The organism is Arthrobacter sp. Dra40 (genome assembly GCF_059091905.1).
Genome location: NZ_JBNHHB010000088.1, coordinates 1 through 20072 on the forward strand (window position 1 = coordinate 1; position 20072 = coordinate 20072).

The window sequence follows — 20072 nt, forward strand, 5'->3', positions numbered from 1 at the left end:
GCAAACAACCCATTGTAGTCGGCGCAGAGGTTCCGGGGAAAACCGAAACCGGCAGCGGCAGCATCCGCCGGATGCTCCCGCTCCCGCTCTGGCTCTGGGCTAGGCCCGAGGTTCGCCGATGGTTGAGGCCACCGGCGCGGTGCCGTCCTCCCGAGCGGCGGTGCCCAAGAGGCTGCCTATGCCCTTGAGCGCTTCGCCCACCTCACTGGGGATGATCCAGAGTTTGTTGGACTCACCTTCAGCGATCTTGGGCAGTGTCTGCAGGTACTGGTAGGCCAGCAACTTCTGCGTGGGATTGCCCTTGTGGATGGCGTCAAACACCTTCTGGATGGCCTGGGCTTCACCATCGGCCCGTAGGATGGCGGCCTTGGCGTCGCCTTCGGCAGCGAGGATGGCTGCCTGGCGCTGGCCTTCAGCCGTCAAAATCTGCGACTGCTTGGTGCCCTCGGCGGTCAGGATGGCCGCACGGCGGTCCCGCTCGGCCCGCATCTGCTTCTCCATCGAATCCTGGATGGAATGCGGGGGATCGATCGCCTTGAGCTCGACCCGGGAGACCCGGATGCCCCAGCGTCCGGTCGCTTCGTCCAGCACACCGCGGAGCTGGCCGTTGATTTGGTCACGGGAAGTCAGTGCCTCTTCCAGATTCAGACCGCCCACCACGTTGCGCAGGGTCGTGGTGGTCAACTGCTCGACTGCCTGGATGTAGTTGGCGATCTCGTACGTCGCGGCGCGGGCATCGGTGACCTGGAAATAGACCACGGTGTCGATGGAGACCACGAGGTTGTCCTCGGTGATGACTGGCTGCGGCGGGAAGGACACGACCTGCTCGCGAAGATCCAGCAGCGGCAGCAGCCGGTCCACGAAGGGGATCAGGATGGTTAATCCGGGATTGAGCGTTCGCTGGTACTTGCCCAGTCGTTCCACAACGCCGGCCCGTGCCTGCGGGATGATCCGCACCGCGCGGACCAGCACGATCACAACGAAAATGATCAGGACCAGCAGCACGATCCAGATTCCGATATTGCTATCCATAGTTCCCCTCTAAGAGTGGTGTCAGTGGGCTCACGGACCGGGCCGGCGCCCGGCCCGGGTCTTACTGGGCCGGCAAAGGCCCGTCTGCGCGCTGCGGGATGACGACGGCGGTGGCACCCTCGATCCGGGCCACCGAAACGCGCTGACCGGCCGGAATGGCCGACCCGTCGGCAGACCTGGCAGACCAGGTGTCGCCGCCGATCTTCACGACTCCGGAATGGTCGGTGACTGATTCGAGGGTTACCGCCGATTCGCCGATCAGCCGGTCTACGTTTGTGGCACGGTCCCGTGGACCGCTGCGCAGATGCCGCAGCGCGACCGGCCGGACGAAAAGCACCATGAGCAGTGCGACTACGCAGAAGATGACCACCTGAAGCCAGAAAGGAAATCCGAGCAACGCTGCGAACAAGGCAACCAGCGCACCTGAGGACATCATGATGAAGAACAGGTCCAGCGTCATCATCTCGACGATGGCCAGGATGAGGAAAACAGCCAGCCAGAGTACCCAGCTGTTGTCGACGAGCCATTCGATCATCAGTACTCCCTGATGTTGGAGCAGCCGCCGTATCCGAAGCTGCCTCGTTCCTGCAGGCATCCGCGCCGGGCTGCTTTTGCCCTTGATACCTCCATCATGCCCGACGCCGGCCGCCGGCGGCGTGAGATACGCCACATCTGCCCGCTATCCGGCGTATCGTGGCCAAGTTGTAATCAGAATGCAGGTCCGGCAGGTCAGGGTGGTGCGCTGGGTAGGATGGGGCAGTGCTGAAACCCGCGACCCGCCGCGTAACCGGGAACCGTCCATGAAGTCCCTGCTGACCAGCAGCAGCCTGTCCCTGCGCTCACTGCGCCTGTTGGCCGGGCTCTTCGCGTACGGCATTGCCATTGCGCTGATGATCCGGGCCAATCTTGGCTCCGCACCCTGGGACGTGCTGAGCCAAGGTGTTTCCCGCGCCACCGGCATCAGTTTCGGCTGGGCTACGGTGGCGATCAGCGCGGCGGTCCTGCTGCTCTGGATCCCGCTGCGCCAAAAGCCCGGCGCCGGCACCATAGCCAATGCCATTCTCGTCGGCTTCTTCGCCGACTTCGGCTTGATGGTTATTCCGCAGTGGGATCACTGGGCCGCACAGGTCCTGTCCTTCGGAACGGGCCTTGTCCTGCTGGCAGCGGCCAGTGCGCTGTATATCGGTGCCGGCCTCGGGCCCGGACCCCGGGATGGCTTGATGACCGGGCTGCACGCGGTCACAGGTTGGCAGGTCTGGATTGTCCGGACCGGGATTGAAGCGGCGGCGACCCTCGCCGGATGGCTGCTCGGCGGCGTCGTCGGGATCGGAACCGTGGTGTTTGTCCTGGCCATCGGGCCCTTAATCCAGCTCTTCCTCAAGTGGATGTTCGTGGACCTGCAGCCGGGCGGGCGCAAAAAGGTGCCGGCCAAACCCGTCCGGGACTAGCTGACCGGACACAAGTGCGCTAGACCCGGCCGCGGCGCCGGTAGGAGCTCACCCTGAAACGTGCCGTCACATGAACCGCCCCGCCGGCGGCCACCGCCGCCGACCGGATTGCTGCGGCCTCCGTATGGTGGGCGTTGGGCCCCATCATGACCAACCGCACGATGTCCTCAACCTCCAGCCGAAGCGGCACCTGCAACGGCTCGGACGCCATCTCCTCGAAGTCCTGGCCCAGCGCCGTGCCCAGCCGGTCCGGTTTGTCGGCATCAACGGCCAGCAGCGGGACCAAGTCCCGCAGTTCGTCCAGGTGCCCTGGCGCAGCCGTGGCAACCACCAGGTACCCGTTTGGTTTCAGGATTCGGGCGAATTCAGCCGGATTGCGCGGTGCAAACACGTTGAGGATCAAGTCCGTGCTCCCGGCCGCCAGCGGCAGCGGCTTCCAAAGATCCCAGACGATGCAGAGGGCCTCGGGCAGCACCCGGGCCGCGCGCCTCAGGGCAAACTTGGACAGGTCCATCGCCACCGCCCGTGCGCCCGGGAGTCCCTCAATCACCGCTCCGAGGTAGTAACCGGTGCCGGCCCCGGCGTCCAGCAGCACGGGATCGGGCGAGCCCGCCAGGAGCGCCTTGACGGTTTGGGACAGCTGCGCGGCCAACGGGGCGTAGTGCCCCTCGCCAAGGAACCCCTCCCGCGCCGACACCATCTCTGCCGTGTCCGGGATGAACCGGGTGCCGCGTCCGGTGAGCATGTTGACGTAACCCTGCCGGGCGCCGTCGTATTGATGGCCCCCCGCACAGCGAAGCCCCTGTGCAGGAGACTGCCCGGCGGCTTCCAGCACTTCACCGCACAGCGGGCAGAGCAGCAGCGGTACAAGGTCAAGGGAGCGCGGGGCGGAGGGCATGCTCCATCCTAGGCAACGCCGGGTCCGGTCCGGCGGATTAGCCCCGGCCAGCTGATGAGACTAGGCTCACATGGGTGAGATCTGAAGACCTTGCTTTACTTAATTCGGTGTCTGCACCGACCATCCACCCCGACGGCAGCCGAGCCAGCGTTTCCGTCACCCATCCGGACTTCGCATCGGACAGCTATGTGGGGCAATTGTGGGAAGTGCCGCTTGATGACGGCGGTGCCGCGCCCCGCCGCCTGACCCGCGGGTTCCGTGACACCGCGCCTGCCTATTCGCCCGACGGCGCGTCGCTGGCGTTCCTGCGCGCGAAGGCACCGGGGGAGCGGCCGCAGCTGATGGTGGTCGAAAGTCGCGGCGGAGAGCCTGTGGCCGTCACCGACGAAAAGCTCGGGGTGGCTTCCTTCATCTGGTCTCCGGACTCCCGCCGCCTGGTCTTTGCGGCGCGGGTGCCGGCGAACGGGCGCTACGGCTCGATGGAGGGCGTTGGTCCCGGCGCGGAGGATGCCCGGCTGGTCACCGGCTACAAATACCGCATGAACGGCACCGGCTACACCGGCGATCAACGGACCCAGCTGTTCATCGTGGACACACCGGATGTGCAGGCCGAGCCGCCGGTAGCCCCGGTGGGCCGCGCACTCAAGGCCACCGAGGATGCCGGAGCGAAGTTTTCCGCCGTCCCCGCGGCCCGGCGGCTCACGTCCGCCGACGCGGACCATGACAGCCCGGTTTTCAGCCCGGACGGCCGCGCCCTGTACTTTACGGCGGCCCTCCACGCGCGGGCCGATGAGGACTTGCGGCGGGATGTGTATGCCCTGGACCCCGACGCCGGCGGCAGCCGGCCGCAGCTGATGTCCAACCTCTCGGGCGCCCTCGTGGCGGCGGCGTCCCCACAGCTGAGTTCCGACGGCGCCTGGTTGTTCTACCACGGCAGCCTGATTGGCAGCGGAACGGACTTCGTGGCCCAAAACACCGCACTGTACGCGGCTCCCGTCACTGCCCCGCATCAGGTGCGCCGCCTGACCGATCCGGAGACCATGGACCTGGCCGAAGGGGGCCTGGCGACCGCAGGCCCGGACTCGGTACTGGCTGTGAACCGGTACCGGGGGGCTGCGCAACTGGTGGAAGTCTCAGTGGCCGGCGGCCTGAAGGTTCTGGTCGACGGCCCGCTGACCATTTCCGCTGCCGACCGCAAGGCCGGCTGCACCGCCGTCACCTTCTCCGATGCGATGAGCGCCGGGGATCTGGCGCTTGTGTCCCGCGGAGGGCTGCAACGCCTGACCGACTTCTCCGCGGCGCTGCAGGCAGCCGGCATCATCCAGCCCCGGGAGGAGGTCTTCGCTTCAGCGGACGGCTATCCGGTGCACGGCTGGGTGCTGCTCCCTGACGGCGAGGGGCCGCATCCTGTGTTGCTGAACATCCACGGCGGCCCGTTTGCGCAGTATGGCTGGGAGGTGTTCGACGAGGCGCAGGTCTACGCCAACGCCGGCTACGCCGTCGTCATGTGCAATCCCCGCGGATCCGCCGGCTACGGGCAGGCCCACGGGCGCGCCATCAAGGGCGCCATGGGAACCGTCGACATGGCGGACGTGCTCTCGTTCCTGGCCGGCGCCGTAGACAAGTACCCGCAGCTTGACGGGCGGCGCCAGGGCATCATGGGCGGGTCCTACGGCGGCTATCTCACCGCCTGGACCGTGTCCCAGGACCACCGGTTCACCGCGGCGATCGTCGAGCGCGGGTACCTGGATCCGCCCTCGTTCGTTGGTTCCTCGGATATCGGCTGGTTCTTCTCCGGCGAATACACGGGCACGGACCCGGAGCAGGTCGAAAGCCAGAACCCGTTCGCGCAGCTGGACAAGGTACGCACCCCTGTCTTCGTCATCCACTCCGAGGAGGACCTGCGCTGCCCGCTGGAGCAGGCGCAGCGCTACTACGTGGGACTCAAGCAGCGCGGCATCCCCACGCAGTTGCTCATCTTTCCCGGGGAGAACCACGAGCTGTCCCGCACCGGGACACCGTGGCACCGCAAACAGCGCTTCGACGAAATCCTGCGCTGGTGGGCTGCCTATCTTCCGACCGCAGGCAACAACGACGACGGCGGCCTCCCGGCAGCGGCCGGAGCGGAGGCTGCTGCTTCCCAGGCGTAGTTTGTGGTGTGCTGTGCTGCCGGCTAGAAGGCCAGACCGGTGCGCGCCGCGTCGATCGTGGGATGCGCCCAGTAGCGGGAATACTCGTCATGGCCGCTCAGGGATCGGGGCAACATCTTGTCCACATAGATGGTGCCGGACAAATGGTCCGTCTCGTGCTGCACGATCCTGGCTTGCCAGCCCACGAAGGTTTCGCGTGCGCGGCTTCCGTCGGGCCGATCGAAGTCGAGTTCGACACTTCGGTACCGTTCCACCACGCCCTGGTAGCCCGCAAAGGACAGGCATCCTTCGTAGAACGCGGCTGTTTCGTCACCGCGGGGACGATAGGTCGGATTGATGACGGCGAAGTAGGGGAGAGGGGAGCGTTCGCGGGCTGCGGCAACCTCGGGGCCCGGCTCGAACATGTCCTCGATCACCGCTATGCGCAGCGGGATGCCGATTTGCGGAGCTGCCAGTCCCACCCCGGGGGCAGCCTGCATGGTGCGGCGCAGGAGTTCCAGCAGCGCATTCAGCTCCGCATCGTCCAATTGCCCGTCGAACGCCGCTGCCGGCGACCGCAGCACGGGCTCGCCCACCTGAAGGATCGGTGCCGGTTGGCCGGTGACGGTCAGCGAATGGAGCAGATCGCGCAGGTGCTCGGCAGAGTAGTCAGTCACAGCAGCAAGTCTAGGTCGTTGCAGTGCTGTGTCTGGATTGAGCATCCGGCCCCGGCCAGCGGCTTTTCATGCCCGGCCTCCCCGTGCTCCGGAATCCGTCCCGGTACCGGCTATTCCGCCCCGATCCCCCCGGTGCTAATGATCCCGCCCGCCAGCGGCGCAGGCATCGGTCACGAATCGGTACAGCTGACGGACGAAGCTGCGTCCGCCGTCGAGGCGGAGGACGCCGTCCACGCCCTGGGCGGTCATGCTCACCGGAATCTTGGTGCCCAACTTGTCCTCGGCGATGGCGTGTAGATCGCAGCGCGTCGGCACGATGGTGAGTTCCAGGTGTGACGGCGGGTCGGTCCCGGCCACGCGGACGCTTCGGGGCCACGGGTGGTTCCGGTCTTCGTCGATCAAGGTGGTGGTGCCAAAGGACTCGATGACCAGCGATCCGTCTCCGCCGGACGGTTGCACATCTATGCCGACCACGGCGGCCCCGCTCCCGGTCAGCACGTGTAGGTCCCGGTCCAGCCGTAGCCTGGCCACCGACCCCGCGGCCTGCGCCAAGCAGTCGGAGGAGTGATTGCGGGAGAGCACGGAGTGCGGATCGCCGGCCCGGACCTCCACCGTGTTCAACCCGGCTTCTTCACCATCCAGCGTCACGGTGATCAGCCCGGGCGCAGCGTCCGCGGTGTTTCCGGCCGGACACTGGGCAGCCTGCAGCTGGGCCGGCAAGCTGACTGTTGCACCGGCCACGAGCCGGGTGCCGCCGGCGCGCGTCGGCTTCCAGTCAGCAGCGCCCTCGAAGAGCGGTGACTTCAGGGCGGCGGAGGTGACAAGCAAGGGCTCATCGGAGATGTTGGTGATGACCAGGTTGACCACCCGGTCCGTGTAGTCCGCGCGGCTCTGGTCCACCGCGGCGCTGACGGGAGCCGGTGCCACCGAGGTCGCGGGGGAGACGTTCCCGGACCCGGTGGAGCAGGCCGACAGCAGGACCGCAGCCGTCAGCACCAAGACGGAGCCGTTCCGCTTCCGCAGGCATCGGTGACCCATGCCACTAAGGTAGTACCAACTCCTCGCAACCGGGGTCCCCGCCAGCTGTGAAAGGGCAATCCGTGGCCGAACGACTCATGCTCCTGGACACCGCATCGCTGTACTTCCGGGCCTTCCATGCGCTCCCGGAGACGATCAAAGCCAAGGACGGCACGCCGGTGAATGCCGTGCGCGGGTTGCTGGACATCATGGCCCGGCTAATCACCGACTACCAACCAACCCAGCTGGTGGCCTGCTGGGACAACGACTGGCGCCCTGCCTGGCGGGTGGACCTGATCCCCACCTACAAGCGCCACCGGGTTGCCCGGCTGGTGCCGAACGGCGTTGATGTCGAGGAAACCCCGCCGGGCCTGGTGGTCCAGCTGCCCCTGATACGCCGGGTGCTGGACGCCTTCGGTGTCACCGTTATCGGCGCGGACGACCATGAGGCCGACGACGTCATCGGCAGCCTGGCAGCCAGTGCCAGCGTGCCAGTCGACATCGTGACCGGCGACCGGGACCTGTTCCAGTTGGTGGACGACGAAGGCGAAGTGCGCGTGATCTACACGGCGCGGGGAATGAGCAACCTCGAGGTCATGACCGACGTGTCGGTCGTGCGCAAGTACAGCGTGCTGCCGATTCAGTACGCCGACTTCGCCACGTTGCGCGGAGACACGTCCGACGGCTTGCCCGGAGTCTCCGGCATCGGGGACAAGACGGCCGCCGGGCTGCTGAAGGACTACGGCAGCCTGGCCGGAATTGTTGCGGCGGCGGCAGACCCGGAGGCTTCCATGTCGGCGCGGCTGCGGGCCAGGATCACTGAGTCTGCCGATTACCTCAAAGTCGCCCCGACCGTCGTCGGCGTCGTCCGCGATTTGGAGCTGGGCACCTTCGATGCCCGCCTGCGGCCGTTGGACACCGAACGGGCGGAGCATCTTGAACTGCTCGCCCAGGACCTCAACTGCAGCGGACCATCCCGCCGCCTCCTGCAAGCGCTCAAGGCAGTCGGCAGCCTCCCCGGCTGAGCTCAGGCGTTGGCCACGGCCGGGCGCGAGGGTGCGGCTCATGCCCCACCCGCCTCGGCGCTGGCGACCCACCCGCATCCCGCGTTCACGCCGCATCTGCCCGGCAAAGTCCGGCCCGGGTCGCATAAAGTGAGTACGTGACTGTTGCCGCGACGGTGCGCAGGGGCCCGGCGGATCAGATGCGCAAGACCCCTGGGACGACAGTCTTCCGGCAGCGCCGAGCCGCGCCGGCGGGAACTCAAGAGATGGAGACACCATGAGCACGGCCACCACGACGGACCCGCAGCCGCATTCAACGCACGCGGCGGACAGCCACGACTTGATCAGGGTGCAGGGTGCGCGGGTCAACAACCTCAGGGACATCACCGTCGAGATTCCCAAACGGCGGCTGACGGTATTCACAGGGGTTTCGGGTTCAGGCAAGAGTTCGCTGGTGTTCGGCACCATTGCCGCCGAATCCCAGCGCATGATCAATGAGACCTACAGCGCGTTCGTGCAGGGGTTCATGCCGACGTTGGCGCGTCCCGACGTCGACGTGTTGGACGGACTCACGACCGCGATCCTCGTCGACCAAGAGCGCATGGGGGCCAACCCGCGCTCCACCGTGGGGACGGCGACCGATGCCAACGCCATGCTGCGGATTCTCTTCAGCAGACTGGGGGACCCGCACATCGGCTCACCGAACGCCTACTCCTTCAACGTTCCTTCGGTGAAGGCCAGCGGGGCCATCACCGTCGAACGCGGCGGAAAGACCAAGGCCGAAAAAGCGACCTTTAACCGCCTGGGCGGTATGTGCGCCCGTTGCGAGGGCATGGGCTCGGTCAGCGATTTCGACTTGTCGGCGCTGTACGACGAGTCGAAATCGCTCTCCGAAGGCGCGCTGACGGTACCCGGCTACAGCATGGACGGGTGGTACGGCCGCATCTTCAGCGGCGCAGGACTGCCGATGGACAAGCCGATTGCGAAGTTCACGAAGAAAGAACTCCACCAGCTGCTCTATTCGGAGCCGACCAAGATCAAGGTGGAGGGGATCAACCTCACCTATGAGGGCTTGATTCCCAAGATCCAGAAGTCGATGCTGTCCAAGGACCGTGAGGCCATGCAGCCCCACATCCGCGCGTTCGTGGACCGGGCGATCACCTTCACGATCTGTCCTGACTGCAACGGAACCCGGCTCGCCCAGGAGGCGTTGTCGTCGAAAATCCGCGGGAAGAACATCGCCGACCTGTGCCAGATGCAGATCAGCGATCTGGCTGCATGGATCCGCGACCTCGACGAGCCGACGGTAGCGCCGCTGCTGAGCGGACTGCAGCACCTGCTTGATTCCTTCGCCGGGATCGGGCTGGGCTATCTTTCCTTGGACCGGCCGGCGGGGACGCTGTCCGGGGGAGAGGCCCAGCGGACCAAGATGATCCGGCACCTCGGCTCCTCGCTCACCGACGTCACCTACGTCTTTGACGAACCCACCATCGGATTGCACCCGCATGACATCGAGCGGATGAACCAGCTGCTGCTCCAACTGCGCGACAAAGGCAACACCGTGCTGGTGGTGGAGCACAAGCCTGAGACCATAGCGATCGCCGACCACGTCATCGATCTGGGCCCCGGCGCCGGCACGGCGGGTGGAACGATCTGTTTTGCGGGCAGTTTGGAGGGGCTGCGGGGGAGCGACACCATCACCGGACGCCATCTCGATGACCGGGCGGCCCTCAAAAAGTCGGCGCGTGCGTATACCCGTGCCCTTGAAATCCGCGGTGCGGCGACGCACAACCTCCAGGACGTGGATGTCGATGTTCCGCTCGGAGTGCTGACGGTGATTACAGGAGTCGCAGGCTCGGGCAAGAGTTCGCTGATCCACGGGTCGATCACCGGCCGCGACGGCGTCGTCGTGATAGACCAAAGTGCAATTAAAGGGTCGCGCCGCAGCAACCCGGCGACCTATACCGGGCTGCTTGAGCCGATCCGCAAAGCGTTTGCCAAGGCCAACGGCGTCAAGCCGGCGCTGTTCAGTTCCAATTCCGAGGGCGCCTGTCCCGTCTGTAACGGCGCGGGCGTGATCTACACGGAACTGGGCATCATGGAGACCGTCGAGTCCGCCTGCGAGGAATGTAACGGGAAGCGTTTCCAGGCAGCGGTGCTGGAGTACACGCTGGGCGGCCGAAACATCTCCGAGGTGCTCGCCATGCCAGTCAACGAGGCCGAAAAGTTTTTCAGCACTGGCGAGGCCCGCACCCCGGCCGCGCACAAGGTCCTGGAGCGGCTCGCGGACGTGGGGCTGGGCTACATGACACTGGGCCAGCCGCTCACCACTCTCTCCGGCGGCGAGCGGCAACGGCTTAAGCTGGCAACCCAGATGGCCGAGAAGGGCGACATCTATGTGCTTGACGAGCCGACCACCGGACTCCACTTGGCCGACGTCGAGCAATTGCTGGGTCTCCTGGACCGCCTTGTGGACTCCGGCAAGTCCGTGATCGTCATCGAGCATCACCAAGCAGTCATGGCCCACGCCGACTGGATCATCGATATCGGCCCGGGTGCCGGCCACGACGGCGGCCGCATCGTCTTCGAGGGAACTCCTGCCGACCTGGTGGCCGATCGTTCAACGCTGACGGGCAAACACCTCGCGGCCTACGTCGGGGCTTGAGGCGGCCGTTGCCGCCGGAGTCCGAGGCTGCGGCGGCAACGGACGCTCCCGGCTGCGCCAGGAAGCGCGCCGAGTTATGTCAACCTGATGGGGCCACGCGACCGGGGCGGTCGCGGATCGTCCCGCGGTGAGGGCCCCGGGCACCCGTTGCCTGGCGGCCGATCAGCCGCGCCACGCCGGTTGTCCACCGGGCCTACGCCAGCTGCACGGATTGTCGATCGCCGTCGTGCGTCTCATATGGTGCGCATCCGCGGACAGGCGCACTGGTGCAACGCACGACCAGGCCGTGGGCAGAATCGGCCGGCAGCACGCACCAAGCAGCAAACAGCACGCAGCAAGTGTGAGTGCGCCGGCACAATCAGAACGGCGGCAAAATGGCTCCCCGCCCGCACCTCTCCGGCGCGCCGATAATCCACATTATGTCAAGTAAAGCCTCCGAGGCGGTCCCCCCGTCCCTGACCAGGGTCCGGGGCGTGAACCACTACTACCGGACAATCTGCGTATGCAGTGCAGACTGAACGGACGCATCCATAAGCATCCGGGTTGCTGCGGAAAAGCACTGGTTCCTGTCCTGCGCCGGGAGTAGGCTCGCCGCCATGGAAAACACGGCTCGCTGTACCGAGGCCCTCCCTCAGGCTTGGGAGGCAGGTGCCGCTCACGCCACAGGAGCTTGGTTGCGCTGGGCGGGCTAAAAGCGTTCCATCATTAAAGCCGAGAAACCAGGAAAACCATGGAATCCAATGGCGTGGACCCGACCCGTTCCCCGGACCACGATCCGATGGACGTCTACTCGCAGACAGTCATGCGCGTTGCTGAAATCATCACCCCCCACGTTGCTGCCATCGAGGTGCAGAACGCGCGCGGCAGTAGGATCGTGGTCGGCAGCGGCTCCGCCGTGGTGTTTACCGAAGACGGCTACATGTTGACGAATGCGCACGTGGTCGCGGGCGCCAAAGCCGGGACCGCCGCCTTCGCCGATGGTGAAGCCACGGAGATCGAAATTGTCGGCGCTGATCCTTTGTCCGATCTTGCAGTCATCCGGGGCTTGTCAAACACCCCGCCGCCGGCAGAACTCGGCGAGGCCGAATTGCTGCGCGTAGGCCAGCTGGTTATTGCGGTGGGCAACCCTTTGGGGCTTGCCGGTTCCGTCACTGCCGGCGTTGTGAGCGGGCTCGGGCGCTCCATTCCCACCCGATCAAGCCGGGGCCGGCACGTGATTGAAGACGTGATTCAAACAGACGCAGCGCTTAATCCCGGCAACTCAGGGGGCGCCCTGGCCGACAGCCGAGGGCGCGTCGTCGGGATCAACACAGCAGTTGCCGGTACGGGTTTGGGGCTGGCAGTTCCGATCAACGCCACAACGCGCCGCATCATCTCCGCCCTCATGAGCAACGGGCGGGTTCGGCGCGCTTACCTCGGGCTGGTGAGCACGCCGGTACGTCTTCCGCCCCACATGGCCCTTCGGTCCGGACAACGGGACGCCCTGCGGGTTGTCGAGGTCATTCCCGGCTCCCCCGCTGAACGCGCCGGGATCAAAGCGGGCGATCTTGTGGTGGATGCTGGCCGGCGTCATGTCTCAAGTGCCGAAAGCCTGCAGAAGCTGCTCTTTGCCGACGCCATCGGCGTTCCTTTTCCGATGACCGTCCTCAGGTCCGGTGCGCTGGTGGATGTCATCGCGCTGCCCGAGGAGATGGCCTGAAATCCAGTGCCGCGCTCACACGACACGACTGCCACTGGGCGCCGGGAACCCGGCACGCCCCATTCGCGGAATCAGACGCGTCAGTAACCGCCGTGGCTGACGGCCATGGCGGTCAGGACGAAGCCGGTCACGGCACCGATGACCGCCAGCCAGCCGGCGACCAGCATCGTGAGGTGCCTGGACCGGTCCTGGGTCAGCCGTTCGCCGCGGGGATGCGAAAGCACCACCGAGTCCGCAGCGAGCAGGAAGACCACTATGCCCACAAGGGCGACGCTCCAGGCGATGAATTCCAGCCAATGCACCAAGGGCCCAACCGGGGTAAACATACCTCCGGTATACGCCCGCGTTGGAGAAGCCACAAGGGCGGTCGATGTATGCCGACCCCGCCGCCCACACACCGGGCCTTCCGAACCGCCGGCAGGCCGAGGCTAACTCACGAAGATGGACGGCTGCCGGTCTTTCCACGGCATGGCCTGCTCCAGCTCTGCTCCCACGCGCAGGAGCAAGTCCTCCCGACCCATCGGCGCCACCAGCTGCACACCTATCGGCAGCCCCTCGCGGCTCTCCCCCAAGGGCAGGCTGATGGCAGGGTGACCTGACACGTTGAATGCCGCCGTGAACGGTCCGTAGTCGAAAAGGCGGCGCAGCCAGGACCGGATGTCACCCGTGGGGTCGTCATAGTTGAGCGCACCGTGGCAAAGCGGCAGTCGGGCGAGCGTGGGCGTGACCAAGAGGTCGTGGTTTTCGAAGAAGCGGTCGACGGCGGCCGTCACCCGCTGTTGGGCCAGCACCGCCGCATTGAAGGCGTCGAAACCTGCTGCTGACGTCTCCTTTAGGACCTTCTGAGACATGGCCTCCAGGAGGGATGCGTCGACCGGCCGAGGCGAGTTCAGCACGGCCCGGCCGGCGGCATAGATGCCCAACATCTCCCCCTCGACGACGTCTTCCGCCTCCAGCTTCGGTTTCGCCTGCTCCACTGCGTGTCCAATCCACGCCAGCGTGCCGGCAACAGCAACGGCTGCGGCCGCAACCTGCTCATCAACGGCAGCGTGTGCCCAGGGCTCGGTGCTGACCGCCAGGCGCAACCATCGGGACGCACTGGAAAGTGCGGCGACATGGCGCCCGCTCCCCTGTGTTTCCCCCGGGAACGGCAGCCCAACGGCATCCAGCAAATAGGCGGCATCGCGGACCGTTCGCGTCACGGCGAATTCGACGGAGGGCTCCCGCCCGGGCGCGCACAGCGAGAGGGTACGGGGTGTCCGGCCCCGGCTCGGTTTCAAACCGACCACACCACAGCAGGCGGCCGGAATCCTCAGCGAGCCTGCTCCGTCATTGCCGTGGGCCAGCGGAACCGCGCCGGCCGCGACCAGTGCGGCAGCGCCCCCACTGGAACCTCCCGCGCCCCGGTCCAGCGCCCAAGGATTCCGGGTGATCCCGTACCGCCGCGACTCGGTGGCAAAGCTCAGGCTTAGCTCGGGCGCGGTGGTCTGGCCAAGAGCAGCCAGCCCCGCGGACCGGAAGCTGGACATCAGCGGGTGGTCCTCTGCCGCAACCGCTCCCCGGATGGCCCGGCTGCCCAGGGTAAAGGGCATGCCGCGGGCAAAAGGAGAGCTGTCCTTGATCAGGAACGGCAAGCCTGCAAACGCGCCGCCAGCGTCATAAGCCTGTGGCTCGTCGAGCAGCGGCATGGTCAGGGCGTTCAGGTCCGGGTTGACCGACCCGACCGCGGCGCGGGCGGAGTCTTGGACCTCAGGCGCCGTGATGTCGCCGTTGCGCAGCAACTCCCGGAGTCCCACGGCGTCCAGCGAGGCAAATTCGTAGAGCTCCACGGCTGCTCCTCCACCCGGGGGCCCCGCAGGCGTGTTTCGCCTGTCCGGTGCCTGTCCGGTGCCTATCCGGCGTCGTACGCGCGTTGGAGCTCGCCGATGTCTATTTTCCTCATCTGCAGCATCGCTTCCATGGCGCGCTGGGCTTTGCGCGGATCCGGTCCGCCGATCAACCCCGGCAGCGCCGAGGGAATGATTTGCCACGATAAGCCGTACTTGTCCTTGAGCCAGCCACACTGGCTCTCGGCGCCGCCGTCGGCCGTCAGCGCATCCCAAAGCCTGTCAACTTCGGCCTGGTCCTCGCAATCAACCTGCAAGGACACCGCCTCGTTGAAGGTGAACTGCGCTCCCCCATTCAGGGCGGTAAAGGACTGACCGTCCAGTTCAAACTCGACGGTCAGGACCTGCCCTTCGGTGCCGGGTCCGCTTTCGCCGTAGTGCGTCACGTCCAGGATCTTGGAGTTCTTGAACAGCTGGACGTAAAACCCGGCGGCCTCTTCGGCCTCGCCGTCGAACCAGAGGCACGGTGTGATCTTCTGCATAACGGGCTCCTCCCCTGCGTTGGCCGACTCAGCCGGCGGCGCCGGCCAGCGACATGGCTTCGTTGCGCGCATCCGGTGGATCGATCACCCGCAAGCGGTAGCCCTGGCCCTCAGGCGACGCATAACCGGGCAGCTGCTTGCTCTCACTGCAGCCGTGGAGTTCCTCAAGCGCTTCGGCTTCGATACGCGCATGCTCCAGGTTGATGGTGACGCCCAGGCCGGAGGCGAGGGCACTGGTGCGGCGAACCAGCGAATACAGTGCCACCATGTTCCGGGTTGTTACATGTCCGCGCACTTCAATGCTGGCGGATTCCCTATCGATATCCACACGAACGACCACGCGCAATTTGGGATCCATATTTTCCCCTTGAAAGTTCCCCATTGGCCGCTCCTTGACCGGTGACAATCATAAGAGGAGCCGTGTGACAGAGGCAACAACCGCGTAACATATCTCACAGGGACAAAACGAAGGCTGCGTGCCCGTCGCCTGATGGGCACCGTGTTCGGGGTGGCTGCCATGCACGAGGCCGGGCCAGAGGCACACCTGGTAGAACAAATCCAAGACGCGTTGCTGAGCAGCGAGGATCTGCAGGGCTTCCTGTACCGTCTGGCCCGGCACGCGGCCGCAACCGTGGAGCCGGGCGGAACTGTAACCTGCACGGCACTCCTGCACCAGGGCCACGGTGGGCGCACCGCCTCCAACGGTCAGGGCCCGGCAGCCGCGCTGGAGGATTACCAGCACCAGAACGACGACGGACCCGGGGTGAGTGCCATGCGCGCCGGGGCCGCGGTCCTGGTGCGGGATGTCTCAGCAGAGACGCGCTGGCGGGGCTTCATGGCGGAGGCAGCGTCTGCCGGAATCGGCGCGGTCCTTGCGGTGCCGCTCCGACTGAACATCGACGGCGGTGGCACCGGCGCGGTCCTGTCTTGCTATCACGGCCAAGCCCGCGGATTCTCCGAGGCGCACCTTGCCGCAGCCTCCCGGTTTGCGCGCCTCGCGGCCAAACCCCTCATGCTTGCGGTACGGATGGACCGGCAAGCGAGGCGCGCGGCCCAGCTGGAGGCGGCGTTGGAGTCCCGGACCACGATCAATCTGGCGGCCGGCATCGTGATGGCCCAAAACTCCTGCAGCCAAGGCCGCGCCATGGAGATCCTCCGCCGCGCGTCAAACGCACGGAACATCAAACTTCGTGAGGTTGCGCGCGGCATCGTAGAGCCGCTGGCCGGCCCGGCCACCACACGCTTTGACGAGTAAACGGTTGCCGGCCCCGGCTCAGCGCATGAGGCCGGCGAAGCCCATCGGCTGCGCCCGCTCAGCGCACGAGGACGGCGATGCCCATGGGCTGCGCCCGCTCAGCGCACGAGGACGGCGATGCCCGTGGCTGCTGCAGCCCACAGAACACTGGCGAAGGTGCCCAGGATAAACCGCTCGGCCGCCCCGGACTGGCCGAGCTCTGAATACCGGCCCAACCCCTTCACTGCGAGGACAACCGCCAGACCTTCCGGCCATTCGGCCAGCAGGGTGGCCGCAATCGCAGTACGCTCCAGCACGCCGATCCAGGCGCCGCCGCGGAGCACCGGCGACTCTTCCGGATCCGTGTTGTTGTCCGGGTGGGAGGCATTGAACGACAACCGCAAGATGGTCACAGTGACCGGCCCGCCCCCCACGGCGGCCGCGGCGACGCCCAGGGCATAGGCCACCGGGCCAAGACCGCCGTGCCCGACGACAGCCAGCAGTCCTGCCGCGCCCAAGAGCAGCAGGGACACGGTGCTGGCGGCATACAACCACCGGTTGCCGGCTCCCTGGAACCGCTCAAAGTACATGGGAGCGGCCACAGCGGCGGCTACGCAGAGCACCACGAGTGCCACAACGCTCACCGGTCTGCCCCTTCCAGCAGGGCCTGTGCGGCCAGCCGTGCCCGGCGCCACTCCTGCCAGAGTCCACTATGCAACCTGCTTGAGACAGCTTGCTGGGTAATTCCCAGATGGTCGGCGATCTGCTGCTGGGTGAGCCCCTCATCGCTGAGGACGCCGGCCTCGGTCGCCTCCCTGCTCCGCTTGCGCGCCACCGACACCAACAACTGCAGCACCGCTTCGGCGTGCCCAGCCTCCGCACGGGCACCGGAGACCGCAAGGTTGCCCGGCGAGGTCTTTGCTGCAGTCACTGCTTCCCGTGCGCGCTCGAAAGCCTCGCCCGACCCGGCCCGGGTGGACTCCGGCAGCGGATCAACGACCCCGCCCACGCCGATACCGACACTCCAGCGGCCGCTGAGAGCAAGGTTCAAGGCCAGGTCCGCCGCCACGGAGGCATCGGCGACTACTGCCTGCATCTCGTCTCCAGCCGTGCGTTCAAAGTTTCGGAGCAGCGGGCGCCCCGGGTCACTGTTCAAGTCGCTCAGTGCTCCCGGGACAAGGTCCTGCCGGCCCCGGGACCGGCGTTGGTCGACCGTCAACACGAACATACAAACGTGCTCCCTTGTTACCCTCAGAACAAGTATGCAGGCTTGTGCGGCCTTTGCACAAGCTAAGGCCTACTCTGCCGGCTCGTGGCTGACCAGACCCAGCAGGTTACCTTCCGAATCACGGATGAAGGCCATCCACTCCTCTGTGCCGGCAGGCCCCAGAGAGTTGTCGTCGTGCCGGAAGATCACCTGCGGCTCCTCCACGACCAGGATTCCGTGCCGGCGCAACTCCTCGATCCGCCCCCGGACCGAGGGAACTCGCAGATACAAGAGTGCCGCCGGCGCTCCGGCCTCCAACAGCAACCGCACGCCGTCCAGATCGAAAAACACCAGCCCTGGCGGATTGAAGACTCCTGCCGGCGGATAGCCCAGGAGGTCGGTGTAGAAACGGGTAGCCCGCTCGAGCTCCGTCACGCCCAGCGCAACCTGCACCAGTTTCATGGCTGCTGCTCCTCCCCCAGCGCCCGGGTTGAGCCCTTCCGGTCGGCGGCCCCGGGCTTCAGGCCTCCCGGCCCGTCTCCCGCATCGTACTCCGGTCCGAGGCCGATACTGTGGAGGGGTGACTGAAACTTCTCCCCGGCTGCGGGCCGGAATCCCTTTGGTGACATCAGCGCTTGTTCTGGACCTGGCCGCTGTCGTGATTTTCGCCACGGCCGGCCGGGACACCCACCAACATGGACTTGCCCCGGCCGGAATCCTGCTCACCGCGGCCCCGTTCCTGGCCGGGGCGATGGGCGGCTGGCTCGCCTCCCGGGCCTGGCGCCGGCCGGCTGCCCTCTGGCCCTCCGGCGTCGTCGTCTGGCTGGCGGCGGTGGTCCTCGGCCTTGCCCTGCGGGGCCTCGCGGGCGGCGGGCTGGCCCTGTCCTTCCAGATCGTCACTTTCCTGGTCCTGGGCGCGTTCCTGCTGGGATGGCGGGCGCTAGCCGCGCTGGTCATCAAACTACGCTTCGGACGACGCGTGGAATAACCTCGGTTATAGGAAAATCCACCTCCAGCAGAAAGGCAGTGCAGTGGCTACAGCATTCGTTCTCATCCGGACCGATGCCACCCGGATCCCGGAGTGCGCCCAGGAAATCTCCGAGATCGACGGCATCAGCGAGGTCTACTCGGTCACCGGCGAATGGGATTTGATCGCCGTGGCCCGCGTTTCCAAGCACGACGAGCTGGCCGATGTCATCGCCGACCGGCTCTCGAAGGTCAAGGGCGTGCAGGCGACCACCACACACATCGCCTTCCGGGCCTATTCAAAGCACGACTTGGATGCCGCCTTCTCGCTCGGCTTCGAACACTAGGCTCGCCGAAGACCACGAGTGCCCCGGACATCAGCCCGGGGCACTCGCGGTTAAGGGTTGCTGCTGCGTCGTGGTTAAGGTTTGCTGCAGCGGTCGGGTGGCTGCGGTCAGCCGGTGGCGTCGATCCAACGCTGCAAAGCCCCGGCAGCGGCGCCGCTGTCAATGGCTTCATTGGCACGCTCGAGACCGGTGGCCAGGCGTTGCAGCAGCGGCGCGTCCGCGGTTGTGTCATTGGCCACCAAGGCGGCGGCGGCGTTGAGGACAACGGCATCGCGGACGGGCCCTTTCTCGCCCGCCAGGACTCGGCGCACGACTTCCGCATTCGCCGCGGCGTTGCCGCCGCGCAGATCGTCCAAGGTGGCACGGGCGATGCCGAGGTCCAGCGGATCCAGCTCGTATTCCGCCACAGCACCCCCGCGCACTTCCCACACCGAGGAAGGGCCGGTCGTGGTCAACTCGTCCAAACCGTCGCCGCCGCGGAAAACCAACGCGCGGATGCCGCGGGCAGCCAGCACGCCGGCAATCAGCGGCGCCAGCCGGGCGTCGGCAACGCCGATGGCAGCGGCCGTGGGATGTGCCGGATTGGTCATCGGACCCATGAAGTTAAAAGCCGTGGCCACGCCCAGCTCGCCGCGGACGGCGCCGGCGTAGCGCATCGACGGGTGGAAGACCTGTGCAAAGCAGAAAGTGATGCCGGCTTCGACGGCGGTCTGCGCCACCCGCTCCACCGGAAGGTCGAGCCGCACGCCCAAGGCTTCGATCACGTCGGCAGAACCGGACGAGGACGACGCGGCGCGGTTTCCGTGCTTGACGATCCGTGCCCCTGCCCCCGCGCACACCAAGGCAGCCATGGACGAGATATTCACGGTATTCTGCCGGTCTCCGCCGGTACCAACGATGTCCAGTTTCTCGCCCGGTATGTCGATCGGTCTGGCGTTGGCGACCATGGCTTCCACCAGCCCCGTCAACTCTTCGACCGTCTCCCCCTTGGCGCGCAGTGCGACCAGGAAGCCAGCCATCTGTGCGTCGGAGGCCCCGCCGGACATGATCGTGTTCATCGCCCACTGCGTTTGGGCCGTGGTGAGGTCCTGCCGTGAGATCAGGGCCGAGATCATCTCGGGCCACGTGGGTGCGTTCTGAGCGTTGGGTTCGGTCGTCACCTCCCTAGGTTATCTACGTTTTGTAGAAACTTCCGGATTGTTAACTTCCGCGCCGTTCCGCGGAATACTGCGGCCCCGGAACCCAAACGCGGCGCCACACGTTCAAATGCATTGGTGAACTGGACGGATTTATAGACATAATGGCCTTGTGACAACTGCAACCCATGCCCCCAGTACCCCGGCGCATCCAACGCTGAACCGCCCCAATCTGGTTTCTGTCG

22 protein-coding genes are annotated in these 20072 nt (G+C 66.2%); 8 read left to right on the forward strand and 14 right to left on the reverse strand.

Features of this window, described 5'->3' with window-relative positions; genetic code table 11:
• Positions 1-99: 99 nt before the first annotated feature.
• The gene (locus tag AC5RWT_RS23410; protein ID WP_494082252.1) at positions 100-1032 is read right to left on the reverse strand and encodes an SPFH domain-containing protein; all 933 of its coding nucleotides are present in this window, start codon (positions 1030-1032) and stop codon (positions 100-102) included.
• Between the two features lie 61 nt (positions 1033-1093).
• A complete protein-coding gene (locus AC5RWT_RS23415) occupies positions 1094-1567 on the reverse strand; it encodes an NfeD family protein (protein WP_493967623.1) in 474 nt (157 codons plus the stop codon).
• A gap of 265 nt (positions 1568-1832) precedes the next feature.
• Here AC5RWT_RS23415 and yczE point away from each other — a divergent pair, with 265 nt between their 5' ends.
• On the forward strand, positions 1833-2480 hold the full coding sequence (yczE, locus tag AC5RWT_RS23420; RefSeq protein WP_494082253.1) for a membrane protein YczE: 648 nt from the start codon (positions 1833-1835) through the stop codon (positions 2478-2480).
• Between the two features lie 19 nt (positions 2481-2499).
• Here the strand turns inward: yczE and AC5RWT_RS23425 are convergent, their stop codons facing one another.
• Positions 2500-3378, reverse strand: coding sequence for a putative RNA methyltransferase (locus tag AC5RWT_RS23425; RefSeq protein ID WP_494082254.1), 879 nt, complete (start codon positions 3376-3378; stop codon positions 2500-2502).
• A gap of 107 nt (positions 3379-3485) precedes the next feature.
• Here AC5RWT_RS23425 and AC5RWT_RS23430 point away from each other — a divergent pair, with 107 nt between their 5' ends.
• Entirely contained in the window at positions 3486-5528 is a 2043-nt protein-coding gene (locus AC5RWT_RS23430) for a S9 family peptidase (RefSeq protein ID WP_494082255.1), read from the forward strand.
• Between the two features lie 23 nt (positions 5529-5551).
• Here AC5RWT_RS23430 and AC5RWT_RS23435 read toward each other — a convergent pair whose 3' ends face one another.
• Both AC5RWT_RS23435 and AC5RWT_RS23440 read right to left on the reverse strand, forming a co-directional pair.
• Positions 5552-6184 carry a peptide deformylase gene (locus AC5RWT_RS23435; protein WP_494082256.1) on the reverse strand — a complete coding sequence of 211 codons (633 nt, stop codon included), beginning with the start codon at positions 6182-6184 and terminating at the stop codon, positions 5552-5554.
• 135 nt (positions 6185-6319) lie between these two features.
• Positions 6320-7222 carry a hypothetical protein gene (locus AC5RWT_RS23440; RefSeq protein WP_494082257.1) on the reverse strand — a complete coding sequence of 301 codons (903 nt, stop codon included), beginning with the start codon at positions 7220-7222 and terminating at the stop codon, positions 6320-6322.
• A 62-nt stretch (positions 7223-7284) separates the two neighbouring features.
• Between AC5RWT_RS23440 and AC5RWT_RS23445 the strand changes: the two genes are divergently transcribed.
• The 3 genes from AC5RWT_RS23445 (at position 7285) to AC5RWT_RS23455 (ending at position 12569) form a co-directional block, all read left to right on the forward strand.
• The gene (locus tag AC5RWT_RS23445; protein ID WP_494082258.1) at positions 7285-8226 is read left to right on the forward strand and encodes a 5'-3' exonuclease; all 942 of its coding nucleotides are present in this window, start codon (positions 7285-7287) and stop codon (positions 8224-8226) included.
• Positions 8227-8482: 256 nt separating this feature from the next.
• On the forward strand, positions 8483-10870 hold the full coding sequence (locus tag AC5RWT_RS23450) for an ATP-binding cassette domain-containing protein (RefSeq protein WP_494082259.1): 2388 nt from the start codon (positions 8483-8485) through the stop codon (positions 10868-10870).
• Between the two features lie 778 nt (positions 10871-11648).
• Positions 11649-12569, forward strand: coding sequence for a S1C family serine protease (locus AC5RWT_RS23455; RefSeq protein WP_494082260.1), 921 nt, complete (start codon positions 11649-11651; stop codon positions 12567-12569).
• Between the two features lie 80 nt (positions 12570-12649).
• Here the strand turns inward: AC5RWT_RS23455 and AC5RWT_RS23460 are convergent, their stop codons facing one another.
• The 4 genes from AC5RWT_RS23460 to AC5RWT_RS23475 all read right to left on the reverse strand — a co-directional run bounded on the left by AC5RWT_RS23460 (position 12650) and on the right by AC5RWT_RS23475 (position 15295).
• Positions 12650-12895: a hypothetical protein gene (locus AC5RWT_RS23460; RefSeq protein ID WP_493967630.1), complete on the reverse strand. Its 246-nt coding sequence runs from the start codon at positions 12893-12895 to the stop codon at positions 12650-12652.
• A gap of 102 nt (positions 12896-12997) precedes the next feature.
• A complete protein-coding gene (locus AC5RWT_RS23465; RefSeq protein WP_494082261.1) occupies positions 12998-14398 on the reverse strand; it encodes an amidase in 1401 nt (466 codons plus the stop codon).
• Positions 14399-14460: 62 nt separating this feature from the next.
• Positions 14461-14937, reverse strand: coding sequence for a VOC family protein (locus AC5RWT_RS23470; protein WP_493967632.1), 477 nt, complete (start codon positions 14935-14937; stop codon positions 14461-14463).
• 28 nt (positions 14938-14965) lie between these two features.
• The gene (locus AC5RWT_RS23475) at positions 14966-15295 is read right to left on the reverse strand and encodes a hypothetical protein (RefSeq protein WP_494082262.1); all 330 of its coding nucleotides are present in this window, start codon (positions 15293-15295) and stop codon (positions 14966-14968) included.
• Positions 15296-15427: 132 nt separating this feature from the next.
• Here AC5RWT_RS23475 and AC5RWT_RS23480 point away from each other — a divergent pair, with 132 nt between their 5' ends.
• Entirely contained in the window at positions 15428-16192 is a 765-nt protein-coding gene (locus tag AC5RWT_RS23480; RefSeq protein WP_494082263.1) for an ANTAR domain-containing protein, read from the forward strand.
• Positions 16193-16290: 98 nt separating this feature from the next.
• Here AC5RWT_RS23480 and AC5RWT_RS23485 read toward each other — a convergent pair whose 3' ends face one another.
• The 3 genes from AC5RWT_RS23485 to AC5RWT_RS23495 form a co-directional block, all read right to left on the reverse strand.
• The gene (locus AC5RWT_RS23485) at positions 16291-16815 is read right to left on the reverse strand and encodes a hypothetical protein (RefSeq protein WP_494082264.1); all 525 of its coding nucleotides are present in this window, start codon (positions 16813-16815) and stop codon (positions 16291-16293) included.
• A complete protein-coding gene (locus AC5RWT_RS23490) occupies positions 16812-17267 on the reverse strand; it encodes a sigma factor-like helix-turn-helix DNA-binding protein (RefSeq protein WP_494082265.1) in 456 nt (151 codons plus the stop codon). Before AC5RWT_RS23490 ends, AC5RWT_RS23485 begins: the two co-directional genes overlap by 4 nt.
• A gap of 201 nt (positions 17268-17468) precedes the next feature.
• Positions 17469-17840 (reverse strand): VOC family protein, encoded by a 372-nt coding sequence (locus tag AC5RWT_RS23495; protein WP_494082266.1) that lies wholly within the window; start codon positions 17838-17840, stop codon positions 17469-17471.
• Positions 17841-17958: 118 nt separating this feature from the next.
• On the opposite strand from AC5RWT_RS23495, the gene AC5RWT_RS23500 reads away from it, so the two are divergent.
• A complete protein-coding gene (locus AC5RWT_RS23500; protein ID WP_494082267.1) occupies positions 17959-18366 on the forward strand; it encodes a DUF3054 domain-containing protein in 408 nt (135 codons plus the stop codon).
• Positions 18367-18409: 43 nt separating this feature from the next.
• Complete coding sequence (locus AC5RWT_RS23505; RefSeq protein WP_493967639.1) at positions 18410-18691, forward strand: Lrp/AsnC family transcriptional regulator; 282 nt, start codon at positions 18410-18412, stop codon at positions 18689-18691.
• Positions 18692-18798: 107 nt separating this feature from the next.
• Here AC5RWT_RS23505 and trpD read toward each other — a convergent pair whose 3' ends face one another.
• Positions 18799-19806, reverse strand: a complete 1008-nt coding sequence (trpD, locus tag AC5RWT_RS23510; RefSeq protein ID WP_494082269.1) for an anthranilate phosphoribosyltransferase — start codon at positions 19804-19806, stop codon at positions 18799-18801.
• A gap of 41 nt (positions 19807-19847) precedes the next feature.
• Positions 19848-20072 (reverse strand): hypothetical protein (locus AC5RWT_RS23515; RefSeq protein WP_494082268.1); only part of this gene is annotated, 225 nt, incomplete at its 5' end.